Source organism: Aliiruegeria sabulilitoris (assembly GCF_001558155.1).
GTDB classification, from domain to species: Bacteria; Pseudomonadota; Alphaproteobacteria; order Rhodobacterales; family Rhodobacteraceae; genus Tropicimonas; species Tropicimonas sabulilitoris.
In genome coordinates, this window is record NZ_LOAS01000022.1 from 120,916 (window position 1) to 132,016 (window position 11,101).

Sequence of the window (11,101 nt, forward strand, 5' to 3'; positions counted from 1 at the left end):
GAAAGACAACGCGCCGAAGGCGCACAATTGAATAGCCGCTCCCACACCCTTCCCCTTCGCTTCCCGCTTCTGTAAACGATCCCCCGACCCGTTCGAGGACCGATACAATGCCGATGGAAAAGACATTCGACGCCCAAGAGGCCGAATCCCGCATCTACGCTGCCTGGGAAAGGGCGGACGCCTTCAAGGCCGGCGCCAATGCCAGCCGCGATGAGAGCTTCTGCATCATGATCCCGCCGCCCAACGTGACGGGCGTCCTCCATATGGGCCATGCCTTCAACAACACGCTGCAGGACATCCTGATCCGCTGGCACCGCATGCGCGGCTTCGACACGCTCTGGCAGCCCGGGCAGGACCATGCCGGCATCGCCACGCAAATGGTCGTCGAACGCCAGCTTGCCGCCGATCAGCAGCCTTCGCGCCGCGAGCTTGGCCGCGAGAAATTCCTCGAAAAGGTCTGGGACTGGAAAGGGAAATCCGGCGGCACGATCATCGAGCAATTGAAGCGCCTCGGATCCTCCTGCGACTGGTCGCGCAACGCCTTCACCATGGCCGGCGCCCCGAACGATCCGCGCACCGGCCACGAGAACAGCCCCGATTTCCACGAAGCCGTCATCAAGGTCTTCGTCGACATGTACGAAAAGGGCCTGATCTATCGCGGCAAGCGGCTGGTCAACTGGGACCCGCATTTCGAGACCGCCATTTCCGACCTCGAAGTCGAGCAGATCGAGGTCAACGGCAATATGTGGCGCCTGCGCTATCCGCTGGAGGGTGGCGAGAGCTACGAGCATGTCGAGAAGGACGAGGACGGCAACGAGATCTTCCGCGAGACGCGCGATTACCTCGTCGTCGCCACCACCCGGCCCGAGACGATGCTGGGCGATACCGGCGTCGCGGTTCACCCAGAGGACGAGCGCTACAAGGGCCTGCTGGAACGCGGCGCCCGCGTGAAGCTGCCGCTCTGTGGCCGTTCGATCCCCGTCGTCGCGGACGAATATGCCGACCCGACCAAGGGCACCGGCGCGGTGAAGATCACGCCTGCGCATGATTTCAACGACTGGCAGGTTGGCCAGCGCGCCGGGCTCGACGTGATCAACATCCTGTCCACCACCGCGACCATGTTCCTCAAGGGCAATGCCGAGTTCGAATCCGGCTGCGATCCGAAAATGCTCGCCAAGACCATCGAACGGCTCGACGGTCAGGACCGTTACGAGGCGCGCGACGCCATCGTCACCGAGGCGCAGGACAATGGCTGGCTCGACGGCATCGACCCGGACCGCCACATGGTCCCGCATGGCGACCGCTCCAAGGTCGTCATCGAGCCCTACCTGACGGACCAATGGTTCGTCGACACCGACAAGATCGTGGGCCCCGCGCTCGACGCCGTCCGCGACGGCACCGTCAAGATCATGCCGGAGAGCGGCGAGAAGACCTATTACCACTGGCTGGAAAACATCGAGCCCTGGTGCATCTCGCGTCAGCTCTGGTGGGGGCACCAGGTCCCGGTCTGGTACGCGCCGGCGCTCATGGATCACGAGGGCGAGCCGGAGGCGGTCTGGCGCCCCTTCTGTGCCGCCAACCAGGAAGAGGCCTTCGCGAAGATGGCCGACTACTACGGCCACAGCGATTTCAAGATCGTCACCGAACGCGCCGAAGCCGAACAGATGCTGAAAGCCGCCGTGGGCCGCACCCGCACCGAGGGCCGCATCCGCTCGCCGCAAGAGCCTTCGGCCCTGCCGGTCTATCGCGACCCCGACGTGCTCGACACATGGTTCTCTTCCGGTCTCTGGCCCATCGGCACGCTGGGCTGGCCGAACTGGACCGAGGAAACGCAGAAATACTTCCCGACCAATGTGCTCGTCACCGGTCAGGACATTCTCTTCTTCTGGGTCGCCCGGATGATGATGATGCAGCTCGCCGTCGTCGATCAGATCCCCTTCGACACCGTCTATCTGCACGGCCTCGTCCGCGACGCCAAGGGCAAGAAGATGTCGAAATCGACCGGCAACGTGGTCGACCCGCTGGAGATCATCGACGAATACGGCGCCGACGCGCTGCGCTTCACCAATGCCGCCATGGCCTCGCTCGGCGGCGTGTTGAAACTCGACATGCAACGCATCGCCGGCTACCGGAATTTTGGCACCAAGATCTGGAACGCCGCGCGTTTCGCCGAGATGAACGGCGTGTTCGAGCCGTCAGTCACACCCATCGACCCCGCTTCCAAGCCCTCCGCCACCGTCAACCGCTGGATCATCGGCGAGACGGCCAAGGTGCGCGAGGAGGTGGACAAGGCGCTCAACGCCTATCTCTTCAACGACGCCGCCAATGCGCTCTATGCCTTCACCTGGGGCAAGGTCTGCGACTGGTACGTGGAGTTCGCCAAGCCGATGCTGCAAGGCGACGACGAGGCGCTGAAGGCCGAGACCCGCGCCACCATGCGGTGGGTGCTGGAGCAGGCCTTTACCCTGCTGCACCCGATCATGCCCTTCATCACCGAAGAGCTGTGGCAGGTGCTGGGCAACGAAGGCATGATCGTTCATGCCGACTGGCCGAGCTACACCGCCGCCGATCTGGTCGATCCGGAGGCCGATGCCGAGATGAACTGGGTCATCACGCTGATCGACGGCGTACGCTCCGCGCGCGCGCAGGTCCGCGTGCCGGCCGGCCTGAAGGTGCCAATGGTCCATACCGGCCTCGACGCCAATGCGCAGGCGGCGTGGGACAACAACGAGGCGCTGATCAGGCGCATCGCCCGCATCGCCTCCCTGCAGGGCTTCGATGACATGCCCAAGGGCTGCATCACGGTGCCGGTTCCCGGCGCGACTTTCGGCCTGCCGGTGGCCGACATCATCGACGTGGGCGAGGAGAAGGCGCGGCTGGAGAAATCCATCGCCAAGCTCGACAAGGAAATCGGCGGGCTCAGCAAGCGGCTGAACAACCCCAAATTCGTCGCCTCCGCGCCCGAAGACGTGGTCGAGGAAGTGCGCGACAACCTAACCGAGCGAACCTCCGAACAGGACCGGCTCAAGGAAGCGCTGGAGCGCCTGGCCGAGATCGGCTGACACGTGCAGTCGGAACGCCGCCTGACAGGGCGGCGTTTCTCCTCAAATGACTAGGTATCTGTACCGGGCCGCGTTAGCCTCATGGAACCGACTCGCCGGAGGAGATGCCATGTTTCGCTCGACCGCCCTCGCCTCTGCCGCGCTACTGGCCCTGATGGCCCCGCCCGCGCAGACGCAGACCGCCGACACGCCCCCGCCCGATACCTCCGACAGCGCGGCGCAGCCTGCCGATGTCGCCTCGGTCGATATGGACGCGATGCAGACCGAAGACGGCCTTCTGACGCCAGCGCAATTGCAGACGCTGGTGGCCCCGGTCGCCCTCTACCCGGATTCGCTGCTGGTCCAGTTGCTCGTTGCCTCCACCTATCCGCTGGAAGTGGTCAAGGCCGACCGGGTCGTGCAACATAACGCCGAACTGGAACAGGACGCACTCCAGGCCGAGATCGAGGCGCAGGGTTTCGACCCCTCGGTCGAGGTTCTGGCCATCGCCTTCCCGACCGTTCTGGCCGGCATGGCCGAGCATATCGAATGGACCGAGATCACCGGAAACGCCATGCTCGCCCAGAGCGACGACGTGATGGATGCCGTGCAGGTCATGCGCAAGCAGGCGATCAATACCGGCGCGCTGGCGACGAGCGAGGAACAGACCGTCACCGTGGTCGAAGAGGAGCTGGACGCGACGCTCTCCACCCAGAATCCCGAGACCGTCATTATCCAGCCCACCAATCCGCAGCAGGTCTACGTGCCCACCTATGACCCGAACGCGGTCTATGGCGGCAATTACTACTCGCCCTATTACGCGGGCTCGGGCTTCCGCTGGCAGGATGCGGCGGTGGGCGCGGCCGTGGTCTATGGCACCGTGGCGCTGATCGACGCGATTTTCGACAATAACGACGACTGGAACGATTATTGGGGCTGCCGTTATTGCGGTGGCTGGAACGGCCGGCCGATCATTCGCGATCCCAGCATCGATTTCGACGGCAATATCATCATCGGCAACGACATCAATATCGACCGCGACCGGATCCGCGAGGGCATCCGGACCGGCGATATCGACCGCGACAGAATTCGCAAGGGCATCGAAGCCGGCGACATCCAGATCGACCGGGACAAGCTGCAGAATATCGACCGTGGCAAGTTCGACCCGGGCAAGCGCGACGAGATGCGGACCAACCTTGAGAACAAGGGCTGGAAGCCCGACGCCGGGCGCCAGCAGGAAGCACGCAACAAGATCTCCGAGAAACGCCAGGCCGGCGGCGCCACCACCCTGCCCGCCCAGGCGCGCCCCGATCGCGGCGACGAGTTGCGCCAGCAGGTCTCCAAGGGATTGGGCACCGGCGACATTTCCCGCCCGGGAAATAGCGATGCGCTGCGCGATGCGGCCATTGCCGCGGGTGCTGCCGGCGGTGCACTGGCCGGGCGCGAGGCGCTCAAGCGCTCGGGCGAGCGGCCCGACGTGAAGGTCAATCGCCCCGCCACCACGCAGAAGCCCGCCCAGCGGCCGCAGGCCGGACAGGGGCAGGTAAAGCAACAGGTCCAGCAAAAACAGACGACACGGCCCGCCACATCCAACACCGCGCGCCAGCAGATCCAGCAGAAGAGCGCTGGACAGAAGATCCAGCGCCCCACGGGCGGCACCTCCCGGCCCGCGATCAAGAAGCAATCCGGCGGCGCCCGCACCAAGGCCGCTTCGCAACGTGGCCATAGCGGCGCCAAGCTGAAAGGGCGGAGGTAATCCCATGAAACGCTTGTCTCATTTCGCCGCCCTGGTGGCCTTCGCAACCCTCCCCCTTGGCGCCTACGCACAGGAGGCCCCGCTTTATCCCTCGCCGCAGGAAGCGCTCGAAGCCCTCGTCGCTGCGCTCGATGTCGGCACGACCGATGCGGTGATCTCCGCTCTCGGCCCGGACTCCGCCGCGCTCATGCGCGACGACCAGTCCACAGACCGCGTCGAGGATTGGGCGCAGATCGTCGCCATATATCGGCAGGGCTACCGTTTCGTGCCGGTGGAAGACGGCCGGGTTTCGATCGAGCTGGGATCCGATGGCTGGCCCTTTCCCATCGAGCTTGCGCGGAGCGACGAGGGCTGGGCGTTCGATATCGACTCCGGAAAGCAGGAGATCGTCGCCCGGCTGATCGGGCTGAACGAGCTCGACGTGATCGACATCCTGCAGGCCTATGTCGAGATCCAACGGGACTTCCGCCAGGCGGACCATGACGGTGACGGTGTGCTGGAATTCGCCAACTCCGTCATTTCCTCTGCCGAGGCGCGCGATGGCCTGTACTGGCCCGGCGACGACAGCCCCGTCGGCGCGGCCGCGGCGCGCGCTAGCCTGGATGGTTTCTCCGAAAACGGGACCGATGTGCCGGCCGAGCCGTTTTTCGGCTATTACTTCCGCCTGCTGAACGCGCAAGGCCCGGACGCGCCGGGGGGCGCGATGGACTATGTCATCAACGGCAATCAGCTCGCCGGCCATGCCCTGTTGGCGGTACCGGCAATCTACGGCGAAACAGGGACTTACAGTTTCCTCGTTGGAGAAAGCGGCCTTGTCTACGAAGCCGATCTCGGAGAGGAGACATTGGAATCGGCGTTGGAAATCACCACCTATAACCCCGACGCCCGATGGAGGGCGATGGAGTAGAAAGATGCTTCGCTGGGACCGTATTGCCGAACGACGCATGCGCAAGGCCGAGATGGACGGAACGCTGCGCGGACTCGCCGGGGAGGGCGAACCGCTCCCTGAGCACCCCGAGCTCGCCTACACAGACCCTGGTACCGCCATCGCTTACCGGATCATGGCCGAATCCGGCGCGCTCCCGCGCGAGGTCGCGCTGCGCAAACGCATCGCCGAGCTGCACGAGAGCTATGCCGCGGAGACGGACCCCGCGCGTCGCCGGGAAATCATGGCAGAGCTGGCCGATGTGGAAATGCGCCACGCAATGGAGCAGGAAGCGCGCAAACGCTTCATTGGATAGGCGGCGCGCGCCCGGGCATCGCGACATGGCCGGAAAATCTGGCGAGTGGGCGCATTAGCGGCTAAGGGGCACGGGTAACTCCTCCCAAGGCCCGCTCCATGTCCCAGCCAAACCCATCGCCCTTTTCGCGCACCGACGCGGTCATCTTCATGGGTGGCATAACCGCGCTCACAGCGATGTCCGTCGATGTGGTGCTGCCCGCGACCGGCGTCATCGCCCGCGCTTTCGGCCTCGAGGAACGCCTCGGCGCGATGCTGGTCGGCGTCTATTTCCTCGCCTATGCGGTGGGGCAGCTTTTCTGGGGACTGTTCTCGGACGCTTTCGGGCGCAAGCTGGCGCTGAAACTGACGCTGACCGGCTTCACGCTTGCCAGCCTCGCCTGCGCGCTTGCCCCGAGCTTCCAGTTCCTGATCGCGGCGCGTTTCGTCCAGGGCTTGATGGGCGGCACCCCGGTCATTGCCCGCGCGATGGTGCGCGACGTTTCTTCCGGTAACGAAGCGGCGCGCATGATGACCGTTCTGGGCGCAATCCTGACGGTGGCCACGATGATCGCGCCCGTGGTCGGCTCCGGCATGCTGGTGCTGTTTTCCTGGCGCGCGATCTTCGGCGTGCTCGCCCTGCTGGGGATGTGCTTCCTGGCCTACACCTTCTTCGCGCTCGGGCAGACCGACAGCAACCGCCGTCCCGAACGTTTCAGCCTGCATTTCCTGCGCGGCGCCGTGCGGCTCTTGTTCTCGACCCGGGACTTCCTCGCACCGATGGCCTGCGGCAGCCTGACATTCGCCGGCTATGTCGCGCTCGGCGCGGTGGGCGCGATCACGGTGGAGGCCAATTTCGGCGTCGGACCGGAGGCTTTTGGCCCGCTCTTCGCCATTGCCGCGCTGATCAATACCGGCGGCGCATTGCTCGCCGGGCAGATGCTCAAGCGTCACAGCCTCGAATTCGTCGGCATCATCGGCTTTTCCACCCTCGCCCTCGCAGGGCTCGTCAATCTGTTCATGGCCTTCTCGATGCCGGGCCTGCAGCTCTTTTGGGGCGCGATCTGCCTCTATGTTCTGGCCTTCGGCATGATCTACCCGACAGCCATCGCCGCGGCGATGGAACCCGCAGCCGACATGCCTGGCTTTGCCGCCTCGCTGATGGGCGCGATCCAGATGGTCGCAGGCGCGCTCGGCGCCTGGGTCGCCTCCACGCTCTTCGACGGATCGACCTCCGCCATCAACCTCAACATGGCGTTGTTCGGCATCGCCACGGCGCTGCTCTACCTGCTGCATCGGATCTTCCCGCAAAGGCCCGGCCCATAGCGATGCCGGCGGACGGGGTACCCGGGCAAGAACTGGCGTCAGGTGTTTTTCGACTTTGGCCTGCGCCGGACCTTCCGCAAGGTCCTGCTTTCGGAGATCACGTTATCCAGAAACGGACGGGGCACCAGGGGCTTGAACTCCACGCCGATATATTTGCTGCTGGCCCATCGCACCTGGGCCGAAACCATGGTTTCGACGGCAAATAGCGTCACGGCCTGGTTCAGAGCGAGCGCCGGCGGCTCCTCAAAAAAGAGCTTCGCCCCCCGTCGGCTGATATCCCGGATCCTGCAGGAATGGACCTCGGACGGCGTCAACAGCCGTGAACTCACGCTCACCAGGTAGCGAATCTGCCGCAGGCGGCTCCGGGCCTCGTAGAAGAAGGCCGCGACCAGACCGCCAATACAGGCCGCGCTCAGCAATGTCAGCGGCACGGCTCCGCGCAGGCCGCGCAACAGGTTGGAGCCCCATTCCTCCCGGACCACGGAGGCGTGTTGCTGCATCTGGCTCATGGCCTCCACACGGTTGAAGGGCACGGAGCATCCATGGGTGGAAAGTGTCTTCTCCAGGTTCTCGAGCGAGGAGAAAGCGCCTTCCCCGAGATAGCGCGCGGCAGCCTTGCCTGCTCCCCCCGTAATATAGCCATGAAAGACCTCCTGGCGGCTGCGCACATAGGGCTCGATTTGAACGGCGATATCTGGGTACCAGCGTTTGAAGCGCAGAAAGGTGGAGTCCAGCATCCGGCTCTCGGAATGGGCCAGGTTGATCGCGTCGTTCGACGACAGATGCTCCACCATGACGACGATTGTCTTTTCGGTGGAACCGAAGCCGATGAGGAAACCGCAAAGCAGCGAATCCGCCCCCGCCCGCACGGAATTCGCCAACGGGAGCCATAGCAACACGATGGCGATCAACAGGCGCGACGCGATGAATGACAGCAGCATGCCGAGCGGTTTCATGGCGCCATCTGTCCGCAAACAGGTTTCAATTCGGATAACGCCGGTGCGCCGTTGCAGCGCCTGTTGCGAGCCGGGTTGCATCTCGGTTCCGACGGGTGCAGTAAAGCCGCACATACTCCAATGAATCGCCACCTCCCTGGCAGAGACGGACATGTCCGACATCGGCAGGGGTGGCTTCGCAACCGGGCGTTCTGTGGGCGCCAAACCGACGAGGAGCGCCAATATGGCCGACATTTCCCTCACCTTTCCCGATGGCGCGAGCCGAGACTTCCCGCAGGGCGTAACGCCCGCCGAGGTCGCCGCCGCCATCTCCACCTCTCTGGGCAAGAAGGCCATCTCGGCCCTGGTCAATGGCCAGCACTGGGACCTCCAGTGGCCGATCGAGGCCTCTTCGAGCATTGCCATCAACACGATGAAGGACGAGGCGCCGGCGTTGGAACTGATCCGGCACGACCTCGCCCATATCATGGCCCGCGCCGTTCAGGAGATCTGGCCGGAGATCAAGGTCACCATCGGGCCGGTCATAAAGGATGGCTGGTATTACGATTTCGACCGCGAAGAGCCGTTTACGCCCGAGGATCTTGGCCTGATCGAGACCAAGATGAAGGAGATCATCAACCGCCGCGACCCGGTCACCACCGAGGTCTGGGAACGCGAGCGGGCGATCAAGTATTACGAGGCCAACAACGAGCCCTACAAGGTCGAGTTGATCGAGAGCATTCCGGGCAACGAGCCGATCCGGATGTATTGGCACGGCCACTGGCAGGATCTCTGCCGCGGCCCGCACCTGCAGCACACAGGCCAGGTTCCGGCGGACGCCTTCAAGCTGATGAAGGTGGCCGGCGCCTATTGGCGCGGCGACAGCAACCGTCCGCAGCTCCAGCGGATCTATGGCGCCGCCTTCCAGAACCGCCAGCAGCTCAAGGATTATTTGCATTTCCTTGAGGAGGCCGAGAAGCGCGATCACCGTCGGCTCGGCAAGGAGATGGAGCTGTTCCACTTCCAGGAAGAAGCCCCTGGCATGGTCTTCTGGCACCCCAATGGCTGGACCATCTATCGCGAGATGGAAGACTACATGCGCCGCAAGCTCGACAAGGCGGGCTATCGCGAGGTGAAGACGCCGCAGGTCGTTGATCGCAAGCTCTGGGAGGCCTCGGGCCACTGGGATAAGTATCGCGAGAACATGTTCATCACCGAGATCGACGAGGAACATGCCAACGAGAAGCGCATGAACGCGCTCAAGCCGATGAACTGCCCCTGCCACGTGCAGATCTTCAACCAGGGCATCAAGTCCTATCGCGACCTGCCCTACCGGATGGCCGAATTCGGTTCCTGCCACCGCTACGAGGCGCATGGCGCGCTGCACGGGCTGATGCGCGTGCGCGGCTTCACGCAGGATGACGCGCATATCTTCTGCACCGAGGACCAGATCGAGGAGGAAACCTCGAAATTCATCGACCTGCTCTCCGACATCTACCGCGATACCGGCTTCACCAAGTTCGACATCAAGCTGTCGACACGGCCGGAGATGCGCGTCGGATCGGACGAAGTCTGGGACAAGGCCGAAGCGGCGCTGGAAAAGGCTATTCTCAGCGTGCGCAACGATTTCGAGCTCGATCCGGGCGAAGGCGCCTTCTACGGGCCGAAGCTGGACTTCAAGCTGACCGATGCGATTGGCCGCGAATGGCAATGCGGCACCTTCCAGGCCGATTTCAACCTACCCGAGCGGCTGGATGCGAACTATGTCGGCCAAGATGGCGAGAAGCACCGCCCCGTGATGCTGCACCGCGCCATTCTCGGCTCCTTCGAGCGGTTCATCGGCATTCTCATCGAGAACTATGCCGGCCGAATGCCGATGTGGCTGGCACCGCGGCAGGTCGTGGTAGCTTCGATCGTCTCGGATGCGGATGAGTTCGTGATGGAAGCGGTAAAGATCCTGCAGGAGGCCGGCCTGCGCGCGGAAGCCGACATTCGCAACGAGAAGATCAACTACAAGGTGCGCGAGCACTCGGTCGGCAAGGTGCCGGTGATCCTCGCCATTGGCCAGCGCGAGGTTGAGAACCGCACCGTGACCGTGCGCCGCCTGGGCGAGAAGAAGACCGAAACGGTTGCGCTCGACGAGATCGTTGCAAGCCTTGCCAAGGAAGCGCTGCCACCCGATCTCGCTTGATTCCGGCCGGAAGGTTCCCGGGGCTCCGTCCACAGACATTGGATCGCTCCGGGACTATTGCCTTGGAAGACGGGGGGCTCTGCCCCCTGCGCTTGGCCCAGCGGTCTGCAATCCAGAACGAGCGATTGGCGACAGGTTCCATGTAAAAGCAGATGCCATAGGCTGTCACGGCGCCTTTCTTCCCGCCTTTCCGGGAGCATACACGGGCGGTCCACTGAAACATTCTGTGATCCCACCCTGTATGGACGCAATTTCTTCGCCTTCATCGCGTAACTATTGAAACATTCCTACCGAGCATGCCGCAGCGCAGCTTGCAACATTTCAAATCAAACCTCTGAAAAACATACCTTAACACCTCACAGAACCGTCATTTCATCCGCACAATGCTCCCGGCATCTGACGGGCGCGTGAATGACGCCCGTGTGAATGGCAGTTCATCCCTCCCCCCGCCTAAATTCTTCTCATGCCCCGCAGATAGTGGCGGCTGATTGAACATCAGAATGCGTAAAGGGATCGCTATGTCCAACCATATCAAGACTCTCGCCCTCGTCGGTGCCGTTGCCGCCGCCGTTTCCGGCGCTGTTGCCACCACAGCCGCTGCCGATAACCACAAGGAAAAGTGCTTCGGCGTTT

Annotated in this window: 8 protein-coding genes; 7 read left to right on the top strand and 1 reads right to left on the bottom strand. The window is 63.5% G+C overall.

The features are described from left to right. Nucleotides 1–107: 107 nt before the first annotated feature. The 5 genes from AX756_RS17765 (at nucleotide 108) to AX756_RS17785 (ending at nucleotide 7,342) form a co-directional block, all read left to right on the top strand. A complete protein-coding gene (locus AX756_RS17765) occupies nucleotides 108–3,062 on the top strand; it encodes a valine--tRNA ligase (RefSeq protein WP_068314740.1) in 2,955 nt (984 codons plus the stop codon). 109 nt (nucleotides 3,063–3,171) lie between these two features. Beyond that, a complete protein-coding gene (locus AX756_RS17770; RefSeq protein WP_068314742.1) occupies nucleotides 3,172–4,797 on the top strand; it encodes a DUF3300 domain-containing protein in 1,626 nt (541 codons plus the stop codon). A 4-nt stretch (nucleotides 4,798–4,801) separates the two neighbouring features. Then, a complete protein-coding gene (locus tag AX756_RS17775; RefSeq protein ID WP_068314745.1) occupies nucleotides 4,802–5,704 on the top strand; it encodes a DUF2950 family protein in 903 nt (300 codons plus the stop codon). Nucleotides 5,705–5,708: 4 nt separating this feature from the next. Further along, a complete protein-coding gene (locus AX756_RS17780; protein WP_068314757.1) occupies nucleotides 5,709–6,038 on the top strand; it encodes a DnaJ family domain-containing protein in 330 nt (109 codons plus the stop codon). 98 nt (nucleotides 6,039–6,136) lie between these two features. Next, the gene (locus AX756_RS17785; protein ID WP_068314759.1) at nucleotides 6,137–7,342 is read left to right on the top strand and encodes an MFS transporter; all 1,206 of its coding nucleotides are present in this window, start codon (nucleotides 6,137–6,139) and stop codon (nucleotides 7,340–7,342) included. A 38-nt stretch (nucleotides 7,343–7,380) separates the two neighbouring features. Here AX756_RS17785 and AX756_RS17790 read toward each other — a convergent pair whose 3' ends face one another. Beyond that, entirely contained in the window at nucleotides 7,381–8,532 is a 1,152-nt protein-coding gene (locus AX756_RS17790; protein ID WP_163886913.1) for a PilZ domain-containing protein, read from the bottom strand. On the opposite strand from AX756_RS17790, the gene thrS reads away from it, so the two are divergent. Both thrS and bufA1 read left to right on the top strand, forming a co-directional pair. Next, nucleotides 8,522–10,468, top strand: a complete 1,947-nt coding sequence (gene thrS / locus AX756_RS17795) for a threonine--tRNA ligase (RefSeq protein ID WP_068314786.1) — start codon at nucleotides 8,522–8,524, stop codon at nucleotides 10,466–10,468. The two genes, AX756_RS17790 and thrS, sit on opposite strands and share 11 nt — an antisense overlap. Nucleotides 10,469–10,986: 518 nt before the next feature. Next, nucleotides 10,987–11,101, top strand: a 115-nt coding sequence (bufA1, locus tag AX756_RS26935; protein WP_499698277.1) for a BufA1 family periplasmic bufferin-type metallophore, incomplete at its 3' end; no start/stop codon positions are given.

Bases quoted from the DNA above. Each gene is read 5' to 3' on its own strand.
- AX756_RS17765 (WP_068314740.1), top strand. From the start codon at position 108: ATGCCGATGGAAAAGACATTCGACGCCCAAGAGGCCGAATCCCGCATC.
- AX756_RS17770 (WP_068314742.1), top strand. From the start codon at position 3,172: ATGTTTCGCTCGACCGCCCTCGCCTCTGCCGCGCTACTGGCCCTGATG.
- AX756_RS17775 (WP_068314745.1), top strand. From the start codon at position 4,802: ATGAAACGCTTGTCTCATTTCGCCGCCCTGGTGGCCTTCGCAACCCTC.
- AX756_RS17780 (WP_068314757.1), top strand. From the start codon at position 5,709: ATGCTTCGCTGGGACCGTATTGCCGAACGACGCATGCGCAAGGCCGAG.
- AX756_RS17785 (WP_068314759.1), top strand. From the start codon at position 6,137: ATGTCCCAGCCAAACCCATCGCCCTTTTCGCGCACCGACGCGGTCATC.
- thrS (WP_068314786.1), top strand. From the start codon at position 8,522: ATGGCCGACATTTCCCTCACCTTTCCCGATGGCGCGAGCCGAGACTTC.
- AX756_RS17790 (WP_163886913.1), bottom strand. From the start codon at position 8,532: ATGTCGGCCATATTGGCGCTCCTCGTCGGTTTGGCGCCCACAGAACGC.